At 73.9% G+C, this 22,120-nt stretch carries 19 protein-coding genes; 14 read left to right on the top strand and 5 right to left on the bottom strand.

Features of this window, described 5'->3' with window-relative positions; all coding sequences use genetic code 11:
* Positions 1-30: 30 nt before the first annotated feature.
* The 3 genes from AC3IYJ_RS17790 to AC3IYJ_RS17780 are packed head-to-tail and all read left to right on the top strand — an operon-like array spanning position 31 to position 4,270.
* On the top strand, positions 31-2,898 hold the full coding sequence (locus tag AC3IYJ_RS17790; RefSeq protein WP_489402281.1) for an FAD-binding and (Fe-S)-binding domain-containing protein: 2,868 nt from the start codon (positions 31-33) through the stop codon (positions 2,896-2,898).
* Positions 2,899-2,945: 47 nt separating this feature from the next.
* Entirely contained in the window at positions 2,946-3,899 is a 954-nt protein-coding gene (locus AC3IYJ_RS17785; protein WP_489402280.1) for an EamA family transporter, read from the top strand.
* A complete protein-coding gene (locus tag AC3IYJ_RS17780; RefSeq protein WP_489402279.1) occupies positions 3,896-4,270 on the top strand; it encodes a DUF1801 domain-containing protein in 375 nt (124 codons plus the stop codon). Before AC3IYJ_RS17785 ends, AC3IYJ_RS17780 begins: the two co-directional genes overlap by 4 nt.
* Positions 4,271-4,404: 134 nt before the next feature.
* Here AC3IYJ_RS17780 and AC3IYJ_RS17775 read toward each other — a convergent pair whose 3' ends face one another.
* Together AC3IYJ_RS17775 and AC3IYJ_RS17770 are read right to left on the bottom strand one after the other, a co-directional pair.
* On the bottom strand, positions 4,405-4,581 hold the full coding sequence (locus tag AC3IYJ_RS17775; RefSeq protein ID WP_489402278.1) for a hypothetical protein: 177 nt from the start codon (positions 4,579-4,581) through the stop codon (positions 4,405-4,407).
* Positions 4,582-4,649: 68 nt separating this feature from the next.
* A complete protein-coding gene (locus tag AC3IYJ_RS17770; RefSeq protein WP_489402277.1) occupies positions 4,650-5,681 on the bottom strand; it encodes a helix-turn-helix transcriptional regulator in 1,032 nt (343 codons plus the stop codon).
* A gap of 75 nt (positions 5,682-5,756) precedes the next feature.
* Here AC3IYJ_RS17770 and AC3IYJ_RS17765 point away from each other — a divergent pair, with 75 nt between their 5' ends.
* Entirely contained in the window at positions 5,757-6,221 is a 465-nt protein-coding gene (locus AC3IYJ_RS17765) for a hypothetical protein (RefSeq protein WP_489402276.1), read from the top strand.
* An 18-nt stretch (positions 6,222-6,239) separates the two neighbouring features.
* Here AC3IYJ_RS17765 and AC3IYJ_RS17760 read toward each other — a convergent pair whose 3' ends face one another.
* The gene (locus tag AC3IYJ_RS17760) at positions 6,240-6,995 is read right to left on the bottom strand and encodes an HAD family hydrolase (RefSeq protein WP_489402275.1); all 756 of its coding nucleotides are present in this window, start codon (positions 6,993-6,995) and stop codon (positions 6,240-6,242) included.
* A gap of 190 nt (positions 6,996-7,185) precedes the next feature.
* Here AC3IYJ_RS17760 and AC3IYJ_RS17755 point away from each other — a divergent pair, with 190 nt between their 5' ends.
* From AC3IYJ_RS17755 to AC3IYJ_RS17725, 7 genes are all read left to right on the top strand, one after another.
* A complete protein-coding gene (locus tag AC3IYJ_RS17755; protein WP_489402274.1) occupies positions 7,186-7,995 on the top strand; it encodes a TIGR03084 family metal-binding protein in 810 nt (269 codons plus the stop codon).
* A complete protein-coding gene (locus tag AC3IYJ_RS17750) occupies positions 7,992-9,899 on the top strand; it encodes an acyclic terpene utilization AtuA family protein (protein ID WP_489402273.1) in 1,908 nt (635 codons plus the stop codon). The genes AC3IYJ_RS17755 and AC3IYJ_RS17750 overlap by 4 nt, the downstream gene beginning before the upstream one ends.
* Positions 9,896-11,494: an acyl-CoA carboxylase subunit beta gene (locus AC3IYJ_RS17745; RefSeq protein WP_489402272.1), complete on the top strand. Its 1,599-nt coding sequence runs from the start codon at positions 9,896-9,898 to the stop codon at positions 11,492-11,494. Before AC3IYJ_RS17750 ends, AC3IYJ_RS17745 begins: the two co-directional genes overlap by 4 nt.
* Positions 11,495-11,502: 8 nt before the next feature.
* Complete coding sequence (locus AC3IYJ_RS17740) at positions 11,503-13,497, top strand: acetyl/propionyl/methylcrotonyl-CoA carboxylase subunit alpha (RefSeq protein ID WP_489402271.1); 1,995 nt, start codon at positions 11,503-11,505, stop codon at positions 13,495-13,497.
* Positions 13,494-14,657 carry an acyl-CoA dehydrogenase family protein gene (locus AC3IYJ_RS17735; protein ID WP_489402270.1) on the top strand — a complete coding sequence of 388 codons (1,164 nt, stop codon included), beginning with the start codon at positions 13,494-13,496 and terminating at the stop codon, positions 14,655-14,657. Before AC3IYJ_RS17740 ends, AC3IYJ_RS17735 begins: the two co-directional genes overlap by 4 nt.
* 278 nt (positions 14,658-14,935) lie before the next feature.
* Positions 14,936-15,673, top strand: coding sequence for an enoyl-CoA hydratase family protein (locus AC3IYJ_RS17730; protein WP_489402269.1), 738 nt, complete (start codon positions 14,936-14,938; stop codon positions 15,671-15,673).
* A complete protein-coding gene (locus AC3IYJ_RS17725) occupies positions 15,661-16,281 on the top strand; it encodes a TetR/AcrR family transcriptional regulator (RefSeq protein WP_489402268.1) in 621 nt (206 codons plus the stop codon). Before AC3IYJ_RS17730 ends, AC3IYJ_RS17725 begins: the two co-directional genes overlap by 13 nt.
* A gap of 150 nt (positions 16,282-16,431) precedes the next feature.
* Here the strand turns inward: AC3IYJ_RS17725 and AC3IYJ_RS17720 are convergent, their stop codons facing one another.
* Entirely contained in the window at positions 16,432-17,538 is a 1,107-nt protein-coding gene (locus tag AC3IYJ_RS17720) for a citrate synthase 2 (protein ID WP_489402267.1), read from the bottom strand.
* Positions 17,539-17,775: 237 nt separating this feature from the next.
* On the opposite strand from AC3IYJ_RS17720, the gene pdxH reads away from it, so the two are divergent.
* Positions 17,776-18,399: a pyridoxamine 5'-phosphate oxidase gene (gene pdxH / locus AC3IYJ_RS17715; RefSeq protein ID WP_489402846.1), complete on the top strand. Its 624-nt coding sequence runs from the start codon at positions 17,776-17,778 to the stop codon at positions 18,397-18,399.
* 431 nt (positions 18,400-18,830) lie between these two features.
* Entirely contained in the window at positions 18,831-20,165 is a 1,335-nt protein-coding gene (locus AC3IYJ_RS17710; RefSeq protein ID WP_489402266.1) for a PAS domain-containing protein, read from the top strand.
* Between the two features lie 59 nt (positions 20,166-20,224).
* Here the strand turns inward: AC3IYJ_RS17710 and AC3IYJ_RS17705 are convergent, their stop codons facing one another.
* Complete coding sequence (locus AC3IYJ_RS17705; protein WP_489402265.1) at positions 20,225-20,980, bottom strand: SIS domain-containing protein; 756 nt, start codon at positions 20,978-20,980, stop codon at positions 20,225-20,227.
* Between the two features lie 258 nt (positions 20,981-21,238).
* Here AC3IYJ_RS17705 and AC3IYJ_RS17700 point away from each other — a divergent pair, with 258 nt between their 5' ends.
* Complete coding sequence (locus AC3IYJ_RS17700; RefSeq protein ID WP_489402264.1) at positions 21,239-21,931, top strand: iron-dependent transcriptional repressor DtxR; 693 nt, start codon at positions 21,239-21,241, stop codon at positions 21,929-21,931.
* The last annotated feature ends 189 nt before the right edge of the window (positions 21,932-22,120 follow it).

Raw genomic sequence — 22,120 nt, 5'->3', positions numbered from 1 at the left:
GTGTCGGGTGTGACGTCACCCGGTGAACACGTGCGAACACTCGAACGGACATTGCGGGCGAACCTGCGCGGAGAGATCGACTTCGGAGCCGCCGCGCGGGCCCTGACCACCATGGACGCATCGAACTACCGCCGGGTCCCGGTCGGGGTGGTCTCCCCGCGCGATGCCGACGACGTGGCCGCGGCCCTCGCCGTGTGCGCCGGGGCCGGCGTCCCGGTCGTCCCGCGCGGCGGCGGCACCTCCATCGCGGGCCAGGCCACGGGGGTCGGGGTGGTCCTGGACCTGACCCGCCACATGAACGCCCTCGTATCGCTGGACCCCGCCTCCCGGACCGCCGTGGTCCAGCCCGGACTGGTCCTCGACCGGCTGCGGGACGCGGCGCGCCCGCACGGGCTGACCTTCGGGCCCGACCCGTCCACGCACTCCCGCTGCACCCTCGGCGGCATGATCGGCAACAACGCCTGCGGGGCCCACTCGGTGGCCTGGGGAACCACCGCCGACAACGTGGCCGAACTGGCCGTGACGGCGTACGGGGGCGCCCGCTACCGGCTGGCCACGGGCTGGGCGGGAACCCCGCCGGGCCTGCGGGAACTGGTGGCCGGACACCTCTCCGTCCTGCGGACGGGCATGGCCGGCGGCCCGGCCGACGGCTTCTCGCGGCGGATCTCCGGCTACGGGGGCCTCGACGCGCTGCTCCCCGAGCGGGGTGTGCAGGCCGCTCGGGCGTTCTGCGGCAGCGAGGGCACGCTCGGGGTGGTGACGCAGGCGGTGGTGCGCCTCGTGGAGGCCCCGCGCGCGCCGGTGCTCGCGGTGCTCGGGTACGCCGACGAGGGCGCGGCGGCGGACGCGGCGGCGGGCCTGGTGTCCGGGGACGGCCCGTCCGGCGGACCGCTGACGGTGGAGGGCATGGCGGCCGACCTGGTGGGCCCGGCCGCGGGCGGCCTGCCCCGGGGCGGCGCGTGGCTGTTCGTGGAGATGCGGGACGAGGCCGCCGGCCGCGCGCTCCTACGGGGCGCCGACGCGCTCGACTCCCTCCTCGTCACCGACCCGGCGGGGCAGCGGGCGCTGTGGCGGATCCGCGAGGACGCGGCGGGCACTGCCACCCGGATGCCCGACGGGACGATGGCTTGGCCCGGCTGGGAGGACTGCGCCGTCCCGCCGGCCCGGCTCGGCGCCTACCTGCGGGAATTCCGCGCGCTGCTGGCGGAGCACGGGCTGCGCGGGTCCCCGTACGGCCACTTCGGGGAGGGCTGCGTCCACGTCCGGATCGACTTCGACCTGATGACGGCCCCGGGCGTGGCCCGCTTCCGGGCCTTCTCCTCGGCCCTGGCCGATCTCGTTGTCGCGCACGGCGGCTCCCTGTCGGGCGAACACGGGGACGGGCAGGCCCGCGCGGAGCTGCTGCCCCGGATGTACGACCCCTCGGTGATCTCCCTCTTCGAGGCCTACAAGGCCGTCTGGGACCCGGCGGGCGGCATGAACCCGGCGATCCTGGTCCACCCCGCCCGGCTGGACGAGAACCTCCGGTTCGCGGTGCTGGCCGGTGGTCCGGCGGGTGGTCCGGCCGGGGCGGGTCCGGACGGTGGTCCGGCCGCCGGGGGGCTGGCCGAAGGGGTGGCCGGCTGCGTGGGCGTGGCGAAGTGCCGGTCCCTGGACACCGGCGGGCCGGGGGTGATGTGCCCGTCTTACCGGGCCACGGGCGAGGAGCGGCACTCCACGCGCGGCCGGGCCCGGCTGCTGCACGAGATGCTGGCCGGGGAGATCGTGACGGACGGCTGGCGTTCGGCCGAGGTCGCCGAGGCGCTGGATCTCTGCCTGGGCTGCAAGGGCTGCCGCAGCGACTGCCCGGTGGGCGTGGACATGGCCTCGTACAAGGCGGAGTTCCTCCACCACCACTGGTCCGGCCGGCTGCGCCCGCTGTCCCACTACGCCCTGGGCGGGCTCCCGGCGTGGCTGCGCGCGATCTCCGCGGCGCGGCTGACCGGTCCGGCGAACCTCGCGGCCCGCTTCCTGCGCATCCCGGGCCTGGAACGGGCCCGGCCCCTGCCGGCGCTGGCCGCGGAGTCCTTCAGGCGAGGGTGGCGCGGGGCAGGCCGCCCGCAGGGCACCGCCCGGACCGTCACGCTGTGGCCGGACACGTTCACGGAGTACCTGACCCCCGAGGTCGGACACGCGGCCGTCCGCGTGCTGCGCGCCGCCGGACTGGAGCCCGTCCTCCCCGCCGCGCCCGTCTGCTGCGCGCTGACCTACGTCTCCACCGGCCGCCTCGACCGGGCCCGCAAGGTCCTGCGGCGGACGCTGGACGCCGTGGATGCCGCAGGTGACCCGGGCGGGCCGGTTGTGGTCCTCGAACCGAGCTGCGCGGCGGCCCTGCGGACCGACCTTCCCGCCCTCCTCCCGGACGACCCGCGCGCGCACCGCCTCGCCGCGGCCGTCCGTACCTTCGCCGAGACCCTGGAGGAGTACGCCCCGCACTGGCGGCCGCCCCGCCTCGACCGGCCGGTCGTCGGCCAGAACCACTGCCACCAGCACGCGGTCCTCGGCGACGGGCCGGACCGCCGGCTGCGCGAACGCGCCGGGCTGACGGGCGAGCTGACCGGCGGCTGCTGCGGTCTCGCGGGGAACTTCGGCTTCGAGCCGGGCCACCACGAGGTCTCGGTCGCCTGCGCCGAGGAGCAGCTCCTGCCCTCGCTGCGGGCGGCCCCGCCGGGCGCGCAGGTGCTGGCGGACGGGTTCTCCTGCCGGACCCAGATCGCGCAGCTGGCCGGCGGCCGGGCCCGGCACCTGGCGGAGGTTCTGGCGGAGGGGCTGGTGGACGGGGCCGTCGACAGTCCCGTGGACGGGCCGGTGGGGGCGGGTCCGGAAGCGGAGCCGGAGGTACCGCCGAGCCGGATGTAAGGCAAAACACGCGAGCACGGTCCTTACGAACCGCCTAATCTGGATAAATGCCCGTACCGACGTCCCCTGCCTCCCCGCCCACGGCCGCGCCCGCAACCGGCCCGACCCCCGACGCCGCCGCCACCTCCGGCTCCGGGCCCGCGCCCGGGTCGGTGCGGGCCCGTTTCGGCCCGGTCGCCCTGGTGGTCACGGCGGGCGTCTCGGTGCAGTTCGGTGCCGCCCTCGCGGTCATGATCATGCCCAGGGCGGGTGCGGCGGGCGTGGTCACCCTGCGGCTCGCGGCGGCCGCGCTGGTGCTGCTGCTCGTCTGCCGGCCCAAGGTGCGCGGCTACTCCCGCTCGGACTGGACCACCGTGTGGTGGTTCGGCGTGACCATGGCCGGCATGAACGGCCTCTTCTACCAGGCCATCGACCGCATCCCGCTCGGCCCCGCCGTGACGCTGGAGGTGCTGGGCCCGCTGGTGCTGTCCGTGGTGGTCTCCCGGCGGCTGATGAACCTGCTGTGGGCGGGGCTGGCCCTGGCCGGCGTCGTGCTCCTGTCCACCCACGGCGGAGGCGGCTTCGGCGGCCTCGACCCGCTGGGCGCGGCGTTCGCGCTCGGAGCGGGCGGCATGTGGGCGGCGTACATCGTCTTCAGCGCCCGCACGGGCCGCCGCTTCCCGCAGGCCGACGGGCTGGCCCTGGCGATGGCTGTGGCGGCCGTACTGTCCCTCCCGCTCGGAGTGATCGAGGCGGGCTCGGACCTGCTGAGGCCGAGCACGCTGGCGCTGGGGGTGGGCGTGGCGGTGCTGTCCTCCGTGCTGCCGTACACGCTGGAACTGCTGGCCCTGCGCAGGCTGCCGGCGCCGACCTTCGCGATCCTGATGAGCCTCGAACCGGCGATTGCCGCGACGGCGGGCTTCCTGGTGCTGAGCCAGGCGCTGTCGGCGCTCGACGCGGCGGCGATCGCGCTGGTCATCGCGGCGAGCATGGGCGCGGTGCGCTCGCAGGCCCGGCGGTGACGGGCGGGGCCGTCGGGGACTATCTGGCGGGGGTTCCGCAGGCCCGCCGGGAGGCGCTGACGCGGCTGCGGGAGCTGTGCGTGGCGGAGCTGACGGGCTTCGAGGAGGTCATCGCGTACGGGATGCCGGCGTATGTGCGGGGCGGCGTGGGTGCCGGTGGCGCGGAGTTCGCGTGGGCGAGTCAGAAGCAGTACATCTCGGTCTACCTGATGCGCACCGAGCTCCGCGAGGCTTTCGCGGAGCGTCTCGCGCGGCACGACATGGGCAAGAGCTGCCTGCGGTTCCGTCGGGTGGACGGCATGGACTGGGACCTCTTGCGCGACCTGGTCCGGGCCACGGCCCAACTGCCACCGGGCCCGGCCTGCGGCTGAGGCCGGTGCCGGTGCGGCTGACGTCGGTGCGGCTTGGTCGTGTCTGACGGTTCTGCGTGGGGAAGGAGCGGCGTCCGGTGCGTCGAGAGTGCGTGCCGGGCGCCGCGACGCCGCGCAGAGCCGTCAGACACGGCCTAGCCCCGGATGGCGCCGTCGGGCGCTGCGATCACGACCACGTCCGCGTGCTGGACGTTGGCCGTTGCGGGCGGCGTCTCGTCCGGGAAGTCCTGACCCCAGCCACTGGCCATGACCGCGGCCAACGCGAGCGCACTCAGCGCCGCCACGGCGAAGTACATCCGAGGTGTCGTCATGCGCGGAGCATTGCAGAGGGCTCCCGCCGGAGGGAAGGGTTCGCGCAGGCCGTTCCGCGGACCCCGGATCAGGCGTACCGCGCGCCCATCGCGGCCACCGTCGCCGCGATCCGTTCGCGCAGCGACGGCGGGGCGAGGACTTCCGCCTCCGCGCCGAGCCCGAGGAACAGCGCCTGCGCGTGCGCGTGGGACTCGATCGGCAGCACCGCCCGCGTCCACCCGGCCCGTTCGGGATCCGGAGTGCCGACGGCGGCCAGGGCCTTGGCCTGGGCGCCGGTCAGCAGGGCCGCCCCGCGCGCGGAGACCCGCACCTCCGCCTCCTGCGGATGCAGCCGCTCGTGGAACTCCTCCTGGGTCCGGCGCCAGTGCGCGGCCAGCTCGAAGCCCTCGGGGAGCTCGCACTCCTGCGCCGTCTCCCGTACCGCGAGGATCTGGTCCACCCGGTACGTGTACGGCCGCCCGGGGTCCGTGGGCTGCCCCGGGACCGCGGGCTGCCCCGGGACCGTGGATTGCGTCGGGACCTCGGATTGCGCCGTGCCCGCCACCAGGTACCAGCGCCCCGCCTTCAGGACGAGCCCGTACGGGGCCAGCCGCCGGTCCACCTCGTGGGGGGCCTTCCAGCGGCGGTAGCGGACCTCGACGACCCGTCCCCGCCACACCGCGTCGGCGATCCGCCCCAGGTGCGGGGTCTCCTCCTGTTCCGCGTACCAGCCCGGTGCGTCCAGGTGGAACCGCAGCCGCATCCGGTCGGCCTGCGCGCGCAGCTCCGTAGGGAGCGCGGCCCGGAGTTTCAGCTGGGCGGTCGACAGGGCCCGGCCGAGCCCCAGTTCGGCGGCGGGGCCCGGCATTCCGGTGAGGAAGAGGGCTTCGGCCTCGCCCGGGACCAGGCCGGTGAGGCGGGTCCGGTAGCCGTCGAGGAGCTGGTAGCCGCCGCTGTGGCCCGCGTCGCCGTAGAGCGGGACGCCGGCCGCGGCCAGGGCGTCCGCGTCGCGGTAGACCGTGCGCACGGAGACCTCCAGCTCCTCGGCGAGCTCGGCGGCGGTCATCCGGCCCCGGGTCTGGAGGAGGAGAAGGATCGAGATCAACCGGCTGGACTTCACTGACACAGGATGTCAGTGGAGTGCTCCTACGGTTCCCCCATCAGCAACGAGACGGACGACTTGGGGAGCCCGCACGTGAACGACTTCGACTTCTTCCTCGGCGACTGGGACGTCGCGAACCGCCGGCTCGCCGACTTCCTCGACCCGGACAGCGGATGGGAGGAGTTCCCGGGGACCTCCAGCGCCACCCGCCACTTCGGTGGCGCCGCGAATGTGGACGAGATTGATTTCCCCACGAAGGGCTCCGGCGGCATGACCCTGCGCCTCTACGATCCCCAGCTCGATCAGTGGACCCTCAACTGGGCGAGCCGCCGGACCGGGACGCTCTTCCCGCCCGTCGCCGGCCGGTTCGACGCGGCCACGGGCCTGGGGGTGTTCGAGGGGGAGGACACCTACGACGGCAGGGCGGTCCTGGTGCGCTTCGTGTGGTCGCGGACGGACACGGGCTCCCCGCGCTGGGAGCAGTTCTTCTCCGCCGACGAGGGCGCCGGTTGGGTCCACAACTGGACGATGGACTTCACTCGCCGGGTCGCCGGGTAGCAGCCGGATCCCACCACGTCAGAGCAGGCCGAGCACCTCGGTCAGTGCCTGCGGACGCCGGTCCACCGGCAGGTGCTCGACCGGCTGGAACCGGCAGCCCAGGGTGGTGGCCCCGGCGTCGGCGACGCGGTCGTCGCCGACCATGAGTACGTCGGCGGGTGCCAGGCCGAGCGCGTCGCAGGCGGCCCGGAACAGCCGGGAGTCGGGCTTCTGGACCCCGTGTTCGAAGGAGAGCAGGTAGGCGTCGACGAGGTGGTCGAGGCCGTGGGCGCGGAACACGGGGCGCAGGTCCCAGCCGATGTTGCTGACGACGGCGACCGGGATGCCGCGCTCGCGCAGGGCGGCGAGCGTGCGGGCCGTGTCGGGGTAGGGCCGCCAGGCCTCGGGGGTGCGGTGGCGGTCGTACAGGGCCTCGTACAGGGCTTCGTGCGAGGCCTCCTGCTGGGCTTCCTGCTGGGTCTCCTGAAGGGCGTCCCGCAGGGCCGGCTCCGCCCGGGGCAGTTCCACCTGGCGGGCGAGGGCGGTGTAGACGGCGCGGTGCTGCTCGTCGCTCAGGTCCCGCTCCTGCCACAGGGCGGCCAGGTGGGGCGGCATCCGGCGGGGATTGGCGCCGCCGGGCAGGGCTCCGGCCTCCTCCAGGCGGGCGGCGCAGGCGAGGAGTTCGGCCTCGGGCACGTCGATTGCGGCCTCCGCCAGCACGGCGCGGAGCCAGTCCTCGGTGGGTTCGATGCGGAAGAGGGTTCCGGAGAAGTCGAACATCACGCCCTTGATCATGTGCTCGATCCTCGTGCCGACGCCGCTCCCGCGCAAGGGTGCGTGGGGTGGGTCCCAAGTTGCCGCAGCGGGCAGTGGGTTGAGGCGGCCCCGGTCGGGTGGGAGTGGTTCCAGAAAATAATGCAAGCACGCTTGATTGTTTTCTCGGCTCCTGGCACGCTTCCCCCACGCCGAGAAGGGGAGCGCACCCGTGCCCGATCCGTCCGCTGTCGCCGTCTTCGTCGATCTTCGCGAGGAGGGTCGTGAACTCGACGCCCTCGTCGCGGAGTTGCCTCCGCCGGGCTGGGCGAAGCCCACGCCCGCACCCGGCTGGAGCATCGCCCACCAGATCGCCCACCTGCACTGGACCGACCGGGCCGCGCTGCTCTCCCTCACCGATGCCGCCGCCTTCTCCGGCATGGTCGAGGAGGCGCTGAAGGCCCCCGACTCCTTCGTCGACGCGGGCGCCGAGGAGGGCGCCGCACTGGCGCCCGCCGAGCTGCTGGCCCGCTGGCGGGCCGGTCGCACTGCCCTGGACGAGGCCCTCGCGGCCGCTTCGCCCGAAGCCAGGTTCCCCTGGTACGGGCCGCCGATGAAGGCCGCGTCGATGGCGAGCGCCCGCCTGATGGAGAGCTGGGCGCACGGCCAGGACGTGGCCGACGCGCTCGGCGTGCGCCGCGCCGCGACGGACCGGCTGCGGCACGTGGCACGGATCGGGGTGCGGGCGCGCGACTACGCGTACGCGGTACGGGGGCTGTCGGCGCCCGTGGGGGAGTTCCGGGTCGAGCTGACGCCCCCGGAGGGGTCGGCGTCCTCCGAGGCGTGGACGTACGGGCCCGCGGACGCGCCCCAGCGCATCACCGGCCCGGCGCTGGACTTCTGCCTGCTGGTGACCCAGCGGGCGCACCGTGCCGACCTGGCCCTGACGGCGACCGGCCCCGACGCCGACCGCTGGCTCGACATCGCCCAGGCCTTCGCGGGCCCGGCGGGTCCGGGCCGCGAGCCGGGGTCCGCCCGATGACGCAGACGCCCGGCAGCCCCAGCACCGGCCGCCCCGCCCGGCAGCCCGGCAGGCCGCTGCTGATCGGCAACGCGTCCGGCTTCTACGGGGACCGCTTCGGCGCGCTCCGCGAGATGCTGACCGGCGGCCCGCTCGACGTGGTCACCGGGGACTACCTGGCCGAGCTCACCATGCTGATCCTCGGCCGGGACCGTCTGAAGAACCCGGACCTCGGCTATGCCAAGACCTTCCTGCGCCAGTTGGAGGAGGGCCTGGGCCTCGCGCACGAGCGGGGCGTACGGATCGTCGCGAACGCGGGCGGACTGAACCCGGCGGGACTGGCCGGGGCCGTAAGGGCGCTGGCCGCGAAGCTGTCCCTGCCCGTCTCGGTCGCGCACGTGGACGGCGACGACCTGATGCGGGCGGGAGCGGGCGAAGGCGCAGGAGCGGGCGGGTACGGGGGGAGCGGCGCTCTCACCGCGAACGCCTATCTCGGCGGCGCCGGCATCGCCGCCTGCCTGCGCGCGGGCGCGGACGTGGTGGTGACCGGCCGGGTCACGGACGCGGCGCTGGTGAGCGGTCCGGCGGCCTGGTGGTTCGACTGGTCGCCGCAGGACCACGACCGGCTCGCGGGTGCGGTGGTGGCCGGCCACGTACTGGAGTGCGGGACGCAGGCGACGGGCGGGAACTACGCCTTCTTCACCCGCCACGACGTTTCCCGCCCCGGGTTCCCGCTGGCGGAGATCGCCCAGGACGGCTCTTCGGTGATCACGAAGCACCCGGGGACGGGCGGGGCCGTGACGGTCGGCACGGTCACGGCGCAACTGCTCTACGAGACCCAGGGCGTGCGCTACCTCGGCCCGGACGTGACGGCCCGCCTGGACACCGTCCGGCTGTCCGGGGCCGGTCCGGACCGGGTCGCCGTGTCGGGCGTACGGGGCGAGGCGCCGCCGGAGCACCTGAAGGTGGGTGTGACCCGGATCGGCGGCTGGCGCAACGAGGTCGTCTTCGTGCTGACGGGCCTGGACATCGAGGCCAAGGCGGCGCTGGTCCGGACCCAGCTGGAGCCGCTCCTCTCCGGCGTGGCCTCCGTCGCCTGGACCTTGTCCCGGACGGACCACGAGGACGCGCCGACGGAGGAGACGGCCAGCGCGCTGCTGCGGCTGGTGGTCCGCGACCCGGACCCCGACCGGGTGGGCCGCGGGCTCACCTCGGCGGCGATCGAGCTGGCGCTGGGCAGCTACCCGGGCTTCCACGTCACCGCCCCGCCGGGACCGGCTCAGCCCTACGGGGTCTTCGCCTCGGACCTCGTCCCCGCCGCCTCGGTCCCCCACACGGCGGTCCTCCCGGACGGCACCCGCCTGGATCTTCAAGCCCCGTCGGCCTTCGAGGCGCGGGGGCCCGGGGGCGGAGCCCCCGAAGGGGTCGGGGCGGAGCCCCGGCCCGGGGGTCCGGGGGCCGTGCCCCCGGTTTCGGGAAGGGGCGGGGTGGGGGGGAGCCCCGCAGGGCCCACCACCCGCGCCCCCCTCGGGGCACTGGCCGGGGCCCGCAGCGGCGACAAGGGCGGGGACGCCAACGTCGGAGTGTGGGTCGAGACCGACGCCGCCTGGAGCTGGCTCCGCGACACCCTCACCGTCGAGACCTTCCGGGCGCTGCTCCCCGAGACGGCCGCACTGGAAGTGACGCGGCACGTGCTGGCGAACCTCCGCGCCCTGAACTTCACAATCACCGGCGTCCTCGGCGACGGCGTCGCCTCCGGCCACCGCTTCGACCCCCAGGCCAAGGCCCTCGGCGAGTGGCTCCGAGCCCGTCACCTCGACATCCCCGTCCACCTGCTGCGCGAAGCCGCGCTTACCGAAGCCGAAGCCCCGCTCCGGGAAGCCGGGACACCGCTCCCTGAGACCGACCCGGAGGGGACCCCGTGACCCGCCTCAAGACCGCCGTCGACCCGCTCGCCCCCGAGCACGCGCAGGCCCGTAGCGCTGCCCTGGAGCGGATCGCCGAGCTCGACGCAGCACACGGGGCGGCCCTCCAGGGGGGCGGGGAGAAGTACACCGCCCGTCACAAGGGCCGGGGCAAGCTCCTGGCCCGGGAGCGGGTCGAGCTGCTGCTCGATCCGGACACCCCCTTCCTGGAGCTGTCCCCGCTGGCCGCCTGGGGCAGCGACTACCCGGTCGGCGCCTCCATGGTCACCGGCATCGGGACCGTCGAGGGCGTCGAATGCCTGGTCACCGCCAACGATCCGACCGTGCGCGGCGGGGCGAGCAACCCGTGGACGCTCAAGAAGGCCCTGCGGGCCAACGAGATCGCCCGCCAGAACAGGCTCCCCTGCATCAGCCTCGTCGAGTCCGGCGGCGCCGATCTCCCCTCCCAGAAGGAGATCTTCATCCCGGGCGGCGCGATCTTCCGCGACATCACCCGGCTCTCGGCGGAGGGCATCCCCACCGTCGCCGTGGTCTTCGGCAACTCCACCGCCGGGGGCGCGTACATCCCCGGCATGTCCGACCACACCATCATGATCAAGGACCGTTCCAAGGTGTTCCTCGGCGGTCCGCCGCTGGTCAAGATGGCCACCGGCGAGGAGAGCGACGACGAGTCCCTCGGCGGGGCCGACATGCACGCCCGGACCTCGGGCCTCGCCGACTACTACGCCCTCGACGAGTACGACGCCATCCGCCAGGCCCGCCGGGTCGTCGCCCGCCTCAACCACCGCAAGGCCCACCCCGATCCGGTCAGGGCGCAGGAGCCGTTGCACGATCCCGAGGAGCTCCTCGGCATCGTCCCGGCCGACCTGAAGACCCCCTTCGACCCCCGCGAGGTCATCGCCCGCATCGTCGACGCCTCAGACTTCGACGAGTTCAAGCCCCTCTACGGCACCAGCCTGGTCACCGGCTGGGCCACCCTCCACGGCTATCCGGTCGGCATCCTCGCCAACGCCCAGGGGGTGCTGTTCAGCGCGGAGTCGCAGAAGGCCGCCCAGTTCATCCAGCTCGCCAACCAGCGCGACATCCCGCTCCTCTTCCTCCACAACACCACCGGCTACATGGTCGGCAAGGAGTACGAGCAGGGCGGCATCATCAAGCACGGCTCGATGATGATCAACGCGGTCTCCAACTCCCGCGTCCCCCACCTGTCCGTCCTGATCGGTGCCAGCTACGGAGCCGGCCACTACGGCATGTGCGGCCGCGCCTACGAGCCCCGCTTCCTCTTCGCCTGGCCCAGCGCCAAGTCCGCCGTCATGGGGCCCGCGCAGCTTGCGGGGGTGCTGTCCATCGTCTCCCGGCAGTCCGCCGCCGCGAAGGGCCTGCCCTACGACGAGGAGGCCGACGCGGGCATGCGCGCCTTCGTGGAGGCCCAGATCGAGTCGGAGTCCCTTCCGATGTTCCTCTCCGGGCGGCTGTACGACGACGGGGTCATCGACCCGCGCGACACCCGCACGATCCTCGGCCTGTGCCTGTCGGCCGTCCACAACGCCCCCGTCGAGGGCGCCCGTGGCGGCTTCGGCGTCTTCCGGATGTGAGCCCGCACATGACCCTGCCCCTGCCCCTGACCTTGCCCCTGACCCTGAGGGCCGTCCTCGTCGCGAACCGCGGCGAGATCGCCGTCCGCGTCTTCCGCACCGCCCGCACGCTCGGCCTGGCCACCGTCGCCGTCCACTCCGACCCCGACTCCGACGCCCTGCACGTCCGCGCGGCCGACTCCGCCGTACGGCTGCCCGGCGCCGCTCCCGCCGACACCTACCTGCGCGGAGACCTGGTCATCAAGGCCGCCCTCGCGGCGGGCGCCGACGCGGTCCACCCCGGCTACGGGTTCCTCTCCGAGAACGCCGACTTCGCCCGCGAGGTCCAGGCCGCCGGGCTGGTCTGGATCGGTCCGCCACCCGCCGCCATCGAGGCCATGGCGTCCAAGACCCGGGCCAAGGAGCTGATGCGCGCCGCCGGGGTCCCGCTCCTGGACCCGGTCGACCCGCAGCAGGCCACCTCCGCCGACCTCCCGCTGCTCCTGAAGGCGGCGGCCGGCGGCGGCGGCCGCGGGATGCGGGTCGTGCGTGACCTGGACGCGCTCAAGGAGGAACTGGAGGCGGCCTCCGCCGAGGCCCGTTCCGCCTTCGGCGACGGCGAGGTCTTCGCGGAGCCCTACGTGGAGCGGGGCCGTCACGTCGAGGTGCAGATCCTCGCCGACTCCCACGGCACCGTCTGGGCGCTCGGCACCCGTGACTGTTCCCTCCAACGGCGCCACCAGAAGGTCATCGAGGAGGCCCCGGCGCCCGCCCTGCCCGAGACCCTGCGCGCGAGCCTGCACGAGGCGGCCGTGGCCGCCGCGCGCGCGGTCTCGTACCAGGGCGCGGGCACCGTGGAGTTCCTCGTCACCGCCGACGGGCGTCCGTACTTCCTGGAGATGAACACCCGCCTCCAGGTGGAACACCCCGTCACCGAAGCCGTCTTCGGGCTCGACCTCGTCGCGCTCCAGCTGCGGATCGCCGAGGGCGCGGCCCTGCCGCTGACCCCGCCGCAGGCCTCGGGCCATGCCGTCGAAGCCCGGCTGTACGCCGAGGATCCCGCCCTGGACTGGCGCCCGCAGACCGGGGTACTGCACACCCTCGCCGTCCCCGGAGAGGTCCGGGTGGACACCGGCTTCGCCGACGGGGACACCGTCTCCGTCCACTACGACCCGATGCTCGCCAAGGTCGTCGCCCACGCACCGACCCGGGCCGAGGCCGTCCGCGCCCTCGCCTCGGCCCTCGCCGGAGCCCGGATCCACGGGGTCACCACCAACCGCGAACTCCTCGTGCGGTCCCTGCGGCACCCGGAGTTCGAGGCCGCACGCCTGGACACCGGGTTCTACGAGCGTCACCTGGGCGCCCTCACCGAAGCCGACCCCGAGGACCCGGCGCCCGCCCTGTCCGCCCTGGCCGCGGCCCTCGCGGAGGCGGCCCCCGCCCCGGACGCCCAGCTCGCCCTGCGGCTCGGCGGCTGGCGCAACCTGCGCTCCCAGCCGCAGAGCCGCCGGTACGCGGTCGGCGGGACGGAGCACGAGGTCCGCTATCACCCGGCCCGCAGCGGGCCACCGGAACTCGTGGACCGGCCCGGGGTCCGGGTCCTGGCCGCCACGCCGGAGCTCGTCACCCTCGAAGTCGAGGGCGTCCGACGGATGTTCCACGTGAAACACAATTCGAACACCCCCGGGGCCTGGGTCGGGGCCGGGGCCGAGGTCTACGTGGACTCGGTGCTCGGCGCCCACACCCTGACCCCCGTACCCCGGTTCGCCGACCCCCAGGACCGCACCGAACCGGGATCCCTGCTCGCCCCCATGCCCGGCACCGTCGTCCGTGTCGCCGAGGGCCTGGCCCCCGGCAGCCCGGTCACCGCCGGGCAGCCCCTGCTCTGGCTGGAGGCGATGAAGATGGAACACCGCATCCTCGCGCCCGCCTCCGGCACGCTCACCGCGCTCCACGCCGTCACCGGCCAACAGGTCGAATTCGGCGCCCTGCTCGCCGTCGTCCAGGAGGAACCGCCCGCATGAGCAACACCGTTGTCGAATCGGAAGAGCACCAGGCCCTGCGCGCCGCCGTCGCCGCCCTCGGGCAGCGCTACGGCCGCGACTACCTCGCGCGCGTCGCCCGCGAGGGCCGCCACCCCGACGAGCTGTGGGCGGACGCCGCCAAGCTCGGCTACCTCGGGGTCAACCTCCCCGAGGAGTACGGCGGCGGAGGCGGCGGCATCGCCGAACTGTCCATCGTCCTGGAGGAGCTCGGCGCCGCCGGCTGTCCCCTCCTCATGATGGTGGTCTCGCCCGCCATCTGCGGCACGGTCATCGCCCGCTTCGGCACCGAGGACCAGAAGCAGACCTGGCTCCCCGGCCTCGCCGACGGCACCCGCACCATGGCCTTCGGCATCACCGAACCCGACGCCGGATCCAACTCCCACCGCATCACCACCACGGCCCGCCGTGACGGCGACGACTGGATCCTGACCGGCCGCAAGGTCTTCATCTCCGGCGTGGACATCGCCGACGCCACCCTCATCGTCGGCCGCACCGAAGACGCTAGAACAGGCCGGCTCAAGCCGTGCCTGTTCATCGTCCCGCGCGACGCCCCCGGCTTCTCCCGCTCCGTCATAGACATGGAGCTCCAGGCCGCGGAGAAGCAGTTCGAGCTGGTCCTGGAAGACGTACGGCTGCCCTCCTCCGCCCTGGTCGGGGACGAGGACGCGGGCCTCCTCCAGCTCTTCGCCGGCCTCAACCCCGAGCGCGTCATGACCGCCGCCTTCGCCATCGGCATGGGCCGCTACGCGCTGGCCAGGGCGGTGGACTACGCCAAGACCCGCCAGGTGTGGAAGGACCCCATCGGCGCCCACCAGGCCGTCGCCCACCCGCTCGCGGCCTCCCACATCGAGCTGGAACTCGCCCGCCTGATGATGCAGAAGGCGGCCCGCCTCTACGACGCGGGCGACGACATGGCTGCGGGCGAGGCCGCGAACATGGCGAAGTACGCCGCCGCCGAGGCCTGCGTGAAGGCGGTGGACCAGTCCGTCCACACCCTGGGCGGCAACGGCCTCACCCGCGAGTACGGCCTGGCGGCCCTGATCGTCGCCTCCAGGGTTGCCCGGATCGCCCCGGTGAGCCGCGAGATGATCCTCAACTTCGTCTCCCACCAGACCCTGGGCCTGCCGAAGTCGTACTAGCCGAGCCGGGCCCGGGCTGCGCCCGTTTCCTGGGGCTCCGCCCCGGACCCCGCGCCTCAAACTCCCCCAGCTACCGCTGGGAGGTGCCCCCGGGCGAGGCTGGATCTTTCAGCCCGTCCGGCGATTGAGGACCGGGTCCGGGCAGCGCCCGGGGAACGGTGGAAGGGCGGGTCGGGGACAAGGCCCCGCGCAGCGGCCCCCCGAAGCCCCGCCGCAGGCGACCCGCATACCCTCCCCGGAGGGGATACCGACCGACCGAACCCCCCTCCGGAGGAAACATGACCCCACTGGTCCACGCCGCGCGAGCGACCGGCACAGCCACGCTCACCCTCGACTCCCCGGCCAACCGCAACGCCCTCTCCGCCGACCTCGTCCGAGAGCTCCGCGCGGCCCTCGCGGAAGCGGCCGGCGATCCGGCCGCGGCGGCGGTGGTCCTCACCCACACCGGCAACACCTTCTGCGCCGGCGCCGACCTCAAGTCGCCCTGCGACCCGGCCGACTTCCTGGCCCTGCTCCGCGAGATCGCCGAACTCCCCAAGCCCGTCGTCGCCCGCGTCACCGGACACGTCCGCGCGGGTGGCCTCGGGCTGCTCGGGGTCTGCGACATCGCCGCCGCCGGGCACGAGTCCACGTACGCCTTCACCGAGACCCACCTCGGGGTGGTCCCGGCCGTCATCTCCGCGCCGCTGCTGCCCCGCCTGGACCCGCGCGCCGCCGCCCGCTACTTCCTGACCGCCGAGGCCTTCGACGCGGCGGAAGCCACCCGGATCGGCCTGCTCACCCTGCACGGCGAGGACGTCGACAAGGTCCTGGCCCCCGTACTCGAAGGCCTGCGCAAGGCCGGCCCCGAAGCCCTGGCCGCGACGAAGCGGCTGGTCACGGCCCCGGTGCGGGCCGCCCTGGAACGGGACGGCGCCGCGCTCGCCGAACTGTCCGCCCGTCACTTCGGCTCCGCCGAGGCCCGCGAGGGCATCACCGCCCGCTTCGAGCGCCGGGACCCGTCGTGGCTCCGGTGACCGCGGTGACCGCGGTGGGCGCCCCGAGCGGCCCCAAGCAGGCCCGCAGCCGGATCACCCGCCGCCACCTGCTGGAGGCGGCCGTCTCCTGCCTGGCCGAACAGGGCTGGGCCGGTTCCACCGTCGCCGTGGTCGCCGAGCGCGCCGGAGTCTCGCGGGGGGCCGCCCAGCACCACTTCCGTACCCGGGAAGAGCTGTTCACGGCGGCCGTCGAGTACATGGCCGAGGAACGCTCCACCGCCCTGCGGGACCTGTTCCCGCACGGCGCGGCCGAGGCCGACCGCGCCGACGTGGTCGCGGCGCTCGTCGACATGTACACCGGCCCGATGTTCCGCGCCGCCCTCCAGCTGTGGGTCGCGGCCTCCCACGAGGAGCAGCTGCGCCCCCGCGTCGCCGAGCTGGAGGCCCGGGTGGGCCGCGAGACCCACCGCATCGCCGTGGAACTCCTGGGCGCGGACGAGTCCGTACCCGGCGTACGGGAGACCGTGCAGGGCCTGCTGGACATGGCCCGCGGCCTGGGCCTGGCCAACGTCATCACCGACGACACCGCCCGCCGGGCCCGCGTGGTCGCCCAGTGGGCCCGGATCCTGGACGCGGTACTGGCCTGAGGCTCGGCCGACCCGGGAACGCGGCGGGCGCCGCACCCCGGGTGGGATGCGGCGCCCCGTGCTCGCGGCGGCCCTGTGCGGTGGCAGCCGGTGAATCGGTGAATCGGTGAATCGGCGGATCCGTCGGCCGGATCTGCCGGACCGGCCGGATCAGGCGGTCTCGGCCATGTCCGCGTAGCCCGCGATCTCGCGCGGGTTGCGCTGGGCCGGGCCGGTGTAGCGGGCCGACGGACGGACCAGGCGGCCCGTGCGCTTCTGCTCCAGGATGTGCGCCGACCAGCCGGCGGTACGGGCGCACGTGAACATCGAGGTGAACATGTGCGCCGGGACCTCCGCGAAGTCCAGCATGATCGCGGCCCAGAACTCCACGTTGGTCGCGAGCACCCGGTCGGGGCGGCGCGCGTGCAGCTCCTCCAGGGCGGCCTTCTCCAGCGCGGCGGCCACCTCGTAGCGCGGGGCGTCCAGTTCCTTGGCCGTGCGCCGCAGCACGCGGGCGCGCGGGTCCTCGGCACGGTAGACCCGGTGGCCGAAGCCCATCAGCCGCTCGCCCTTGTCGAGGGCCTTCTTCACGTAGGCCACGGCGTCGCCGGTGCGTTCGATCTCCTCGATCATGCCGAGGACGCGGGACGGTGCCCCGCCGTGCAGCGGTCCGGACATGGCGCCGACCGCGCCCGACAGGGCCGCGGCGACGTCCGCGCCGGTGGAGGCGATGACCCGCGCGGTGAAGGTGGAGGCGTTCATGCCGTGCTCGGCGGCCGAGGTCCAGTACGCGTCGACGGCCTTGACGTGCTTGGGGTCCGGCTCGCCCCGCCAGCGGATCATGAACCGCTCGACGACGGATCCGGCCTTGTCGATCTCGCTCTGCGGGACCATCGGCCGGCCCTGGCCGCGGGCGGACTGGGCCACGTAGGACAGGGCCATCACGGCCGCGCGCGCCAGGTCGTCGCGGGCGGTCTGCTCGTCGATGTCCAGCAGCGGTTTCAGACCCCACACCGGGGCGAGCATGGCGAGCGCCGACTGCACGTCCACGCGGATGTCACCGGAGTGCACAGGGATCGGGAAGGGTTCGGCGGCCGGCAGGCCGGGGTTGAAAGCACCGTCGACCAGCAGACCCCAGACGTTCCCGAAGGAGACGTGGCCCACGAGGTCTTCGATGTCGATGCCCCGGTAGCGCAGAGACCCACCTTCCTTGTCGGGTTCGGCGATCTCCGTCTCGAACGCGACGACTCCTTCGAGCCCGGGTACGAAGTCGGACATCAGGCGGCTCCTCAGATAGTGCGAACACGCGCGGCTCCCGGCGTGATTCGCGGTCCGGCGCGGTCATCCCCGTTGATGCCCGGCACGGCCGATGGTCACCCGTACGGGACCGTCGGACCGGCCCCAAGATTTTGTCCGTTCCCCATGGTGCGGGGAAGCGTGACATCCGGCACACTCCCGGCGGCCCTGCTGGTGCAGGATGGCCGCGTGACCGATCAGCACCTTGACCCCGCCGTCATGCGCAAGCAGTACCGCTCCCACCTCGTCGCCGAGGAGGGCCTCGCCGAGGACCCCATGGGCCAGTTTGCCCACTGGTTCCAGGATGCGGCCGAAGCGCACGTTTTCGAACCCAACGCGATGGTCGTGTCGACCGCGACCCCCGACGGCCGTCCCAGCTCCCGCACGGTGCTGCTGAAGCAGTTCGACGAGCGCGGCTTCGTCTTCTTCACCAACTACGGCTCCCGCAAGGGCCGCGAAATCGCCGCGAACCCCTTCGTCTCCCTGCTGTTCCCCTGGCACCCCATCGCCCGCCAGGTCATCGTGACCGGCACGGCCTCCCGCATCGGCCGCGACGAGACGGCGGCGTACTTCCGCTCCCGCCCGCACGGCTCCCAGCTGGGCGCCTGGGCGAGCGACCAGTCCCGCGTCATCGGCTCCCGCGCGGAGCTCGACCGGCGGTACGCCGAGCTGGAGGCGCGCTACCCGGAGGGCGAGCAGGTCCCGGTCCCGCCGGAGTGGGGCGGCGTGCGGGTGGTCCCCGACGCGGTGGAGTTCTGGCAGGGCCACGAGAACCGGCTGCACGACCGTCTGAAGTACGTCCTGGACGGGGAGACGTGGCGCGTGGAGCGGCTCTGTCCGTGAGGCGGTCGTGAAACGAGGCGGCCCTGAAGCGAAGCGGTCTTGAAACGCAGACGACCCGCGAGCTCGGGTTTCCCCCCTGCAGTGGGGGAAGCCGGCCGGACGTACCGGCGAGCTCGCGGGTCGGGTGACTGCTTGGGATTGGCGCCGGCGACTCCGCCTGGCACCGCACTGGGTGCGTGCGACAGCGGGCGCTTTAGCCCGCAGCCACCTCACGCGTCCGGTTTCCGTACATTGCGGCAACCACCTCCCTTCTCGTGTACGGCAGAGCCTACGACTCCCTCCCGGGGCCCTCAAGCCATTTATTCGGGGCAGTTCCGGGGCGTCCACAGCGGGACATTCCGGGACGATAGCGAGAAGCGGGTGTGGGGTGCGTCACGTTCCAGTTCAATGACGTGACGTGCCGCACACGCGAACACCTGCAGGGGGCCCAGGTGACTGCTTCCGGACGTAACGAGACCGCCGACGATCTGCTCGCAGCGCTGCTCGACGGGATGGACGCCGCCCTGTGCGCGTTCGACGCCGAGGGCGTGATCACCCACTGGAACCGCGAGGCCGAGCGGATCCTGGGGTGGTCGGCGGCGGAAGCCGTGGGGCGCAAGGGGTTCGCGGGGTGGGCCGTACGGGCCGCCGACGCGCACGACGTGCAGGACAGGCTCATGGCCGCCCAGGACGTGCCGGGCCGGCAGGTGCACGAGTTCGCCCTGCTCACCAAGGACGGCGGGCGGATCCTCGTACGCACCCAGTCCGCCGGGGTGCCCGGCGCGGACGGGAAACCGGCCGGGGTGTACTGCGCCTTCAGCGAGGTGCACGCGCAGATCGACCTGGAGCGCTCCATCGCGCTGAGCGAATCGCTGATGGACGACGCCTCCTGGGGCGTGGTCCTCGTCGACGTGGACCTGCGCCCGGCGGTCGTCAACGCGCACGCGGCCCGCGCCTTCGGCTCCGGCCGCACCGCGCTGCTCGGGCGGCCGCTGGGAGAGCTGCTGGCGCAGGGCGTGGAGGAGCTGGAAGGGGCCCTGCAGCACGTACTGGCCGAGGGCGCGCCCCCGGCCCCCGTGGAGCTGTGGGTGTCCGTACGCGGCGCCGAGGGCGAACGGCGGCGGTGCTGGCGGTGCGGGTTCCTGCGCCTCGGGTCGCCGCTCGCGGAGGAACCCGTACCGCTCGGGGTCGCCCTGCTGTTCCAGGACGTCACCGAGGCCCGGCAGGCGCAGCTGGACACCGCGCAGCTGCGGTTCCGCTCCCACCAGCTGTACCGGGCCGGGCGGGCCGCCGCGGAGTGCGAGGACCCGGCGGAGGCGGCGGCGGTACGGCTGGAGTTCGCCCTGGCGGGCTTCGCCGAGCACGCGCTGCTCGACGTACTCGAATCACCCGACGGGAGCGCACGGGCCCGGCTGCTGCGCTGGGCGGCGTCCCCGCCCGGGTTGCCGGGGCTGCCGGAGCCCGGGGTGATCCCGGTGCCCTACGAGGACGGGCACCCGGCGTTCCAGGCGCTGGACCGGGCCGGGTCGGTGCGGGCCAGCGCGCCGCGCGGGGAGGCCGACGCCGAGTGGGCGGGCGCCCGGCGCTGGCCGGAGGGCGCGGCGCACGCCCTGTGCGCGGTGCTGCGCAGCCGGGGGCGGAGCCTGGGGACCCTGACCTTCCTGCGCGGGGCTTCGCGGGCCGCCTTCGAACGGGCGGACGCGGCGTACGCGGAGGAGGTCGCGGCCCGGGTCGCGGCGGACCTGGACCTGGCGGCGGGCCGCACGGGGCACCGCCCGGCCCCGTAGCGCGCAGTGGGGCCCGGCGGGGCTCGGCGGCGCTGCGGGGCTCAGTGGTGCTTCGCGGCTCAGTGGCGGAAGAAGATCCGGTCGCCGTACTCCTGCATGACGCGGCCGTTCCACTCGTGGCCGCCGTCGACATTGCCCGAGCGCAGCAGCGGCGGCTCCACCCCGCGGGCGGCGAGCTCGCCGGCCGCGGCGGCCATGACCGCCTGCATGATCGCGCTGGTCACGACGGTGGAGGCGGGTGCGAAGGGGGCCTCGATGCCGTCGAGGGTCAGCTCGGCGTCGCCGACCGCGATCTTGCTGTCGAGGACGATGTCGCAGTGGTCCTTGAGGAAGGTGCCGGAGACGTGCCGGGACTTGGTCCCGGTCGCGTACGCCACCGAGGTCACGCCGATGACCTTGAGGCCGATCGCGCGGGCGTTCATGGCCATCTCGACCGGCAGGGCGTTGCGCCCGGAGAGGGAGATGATCACCAGGACGTCGCCGTCGGAGGCCGGGCTGCTGTCCAGGACCGCCCCGGCGAGGCCGTCGACGCGCTCCAGGGCGCTGCCGAGGGTGGCGGGCATGACGTCGATGCCGGCGGTGCCGGGGACGGCGAGGAAGTTCATCAGGGCAAGTCCGCCGGCCCGGTAGACGACGTCCTGGGCGGGGAGCGAGGAGTGCCCGGCGCCGAAGGCGAAGAGCTTGTTCCCGGCGGCCACGGCATCGGCGATGACCGTGCCGGCCTCGCCGATGCGCGCGGACTCCTCGTCCCGTACCCGCTCCAGCAGGCCGATCGCGGCGTCGAAGAACTGACCGGCCAGCTTGCTCTCGCTCATACGCCGATGGCCTTCCGGGGTGGGAGTTGGGTGAGGTTGTCGTCCGTGTCCGCCGCTCACCGTGCGGTCTGGACCAAGGGCCTGTCAATACGAGCGTCAATCCAAGGGACGAAAGGCCCGGTGGGGGGTGTAATGAGACCCGTGGGACGGCTCCGGGGAGACGTCTGGATCGGGCCTTGACCGTCGGCACGGGACGGTTGTCGGCGTGATGCGTCAGAATTGGGTGCAGGGCCAGCGCACGATATCCGAGGGGCACGAATGTCCGGACTGATCGATACCACGGAGATGTATCTCCGCACCATCCTCGAGCTGGAAGAGGAAGGTGTGGTCCCCATGCGCGCCCGCATCGCCGAGAGGCTCGACCAGAGCGGCCCGACGGTGAGCCAGACGGTGGCGCGGATGGAGCGCGACGGGCTGGTGGCCGTCGCGAGCGACCGGCACCTGGAACTGACGGAGGAGGGGCGGCGGCTGGCGACGCGCGTGATGCGCAAGCACCGGCTCGCGGAGTGTCTGCTCGTCGACGTCATCGGCCTCGAGTGGGAGCAGGTGCACGCGGAGGCCTGCCGCTGGGAGCACGTGATGAGCGAGGCGGTGGAGCGGCGGGTGCTGGAGCTGCTGCGTCACCCGACCGAGTCGCCGTACGGCAACCCGATCCCCGGGCTGGAAGAGCTGGGCGAGAAGGCCGAGGCGGACCCGTTCCTGGGGGAAGGGATGGTCAGCCTGGCCGAGCTGGACCCGGGCGTCGAGGGCAAGACCGTCGTCATCCGCCGGATCGGGGAGCCGATCCAGACGGACGCGCAGCTGATGTACACGCTGCGCCGGGCGGGCGTGCAGCCCGGCTCGGTGGTCAGCGTGACCGAGTCGCCGGGCGGCGTGCTGGTCGGCAGCGGGGGCGAGGCCGCGGAGCTGGAGGCGGACGTCGCCTCCCACGTGTTCGTGGCCAAGCGCTGACGCGCTGACGCGCTGACTTGCTGACGCTTCGGCGTACAGGAGCACCCGCGCATCCGGGGCACTGGCGCATCGACGGATTGACGCACGGGCGTTCGTTTCCATCCCCCGCAAGGGTGGGACGACTGGTGTGGAGCGGTGGTGGATAGGTATGGATGGTCCCGGCGCCTTGCGGCGCCGGGACCAGTCCTC

This window comes from Streptomyces sp. GL_140 (assembly GCF_057834465.1).
Note: the sequence above shows the minus strand (reverse complement) of the source record. Positions and strands in the feature narration are given on the sequence as shown.

Coding starts and splice junctions, on each gene's coding strand:
- AC3IYJ_RS17785 (WP_489402280.1), top strand. CDS start 2,946: ATGCCCGTACCGACGTCCCCTGCCTCCCCGCCCACGGCCGCGCCCGCA.
- AC3IYJ_RS17775 (WP_489402278.1), bottom strand. CDS start 4,581: ATGACGACACCTCGGATGTACTTCGCCGTGGCGGCGCTGAGTGCGCTC.
- AC3IYJ_RS17760 (WP_489402275.1), bottom strand. CDS start 6,995: ATGATCAAGGGCGTGATGTTCGACTTCTCCGGAACCCTCTTCCGCATC.
- AC3IYJ_RS17750 (WP_489402273.1), top strand. CDS start 7,992: ATGACGCAGACGCCCGGCAGCCCCAGCACCGGCCGCCCCGCCCGGCAG.
- AC3IYJ_RS17740 (WP_489402271.1), top strand. CDS start 11,503: ATGACCCTGCCCCTGCCCCTGACCTTGCCCCTGACCCTGAGGGCCGTC.
- AC3IYJ_RS17735 (WP_489402270.1), top strand. CDS start 13,494: ATGAGCAACACCGTTGTCGAATCGGAAGAGCACCAGGCCCTGCGCGCC.
- AC3IYJ_RS17730 (WP_489402269.1), top strand. CDS start 14,936: ATGACCCCACTGGTCCACGCCGCGCGAGCGACCGGCACAGCCACGCTC.
- AC3IYJ_RS17720 (WP_489402267.1), bottom strand. CDS start 17,538: ATGTCCGACTTCGTACCCGGGCTCGAAGGAGTCGTCGCGTTCGAGACG.
- pdxH (WP_489402846.1), top strand. CDS start 17,776: ATGCGCAAGCAGTACCGCTCCCACCTCGTCGCCGAGGAGGGCCTCGCC.
- AC3IYJ_RS17705 (WP_489402265.1), bottom strand. CDS start 20,980: ATGAGCGAGAGCAAGCTGGCCGGTCAGTTCTTCGACGCCGCGATCGGC.
- AC3IYJ_RS17700 (WP_489402264.1), top strand. CDS start 21,239: ATGTCCGGACTGATCGATACCACGGAGATGTATCTCCGCACCATCCTC.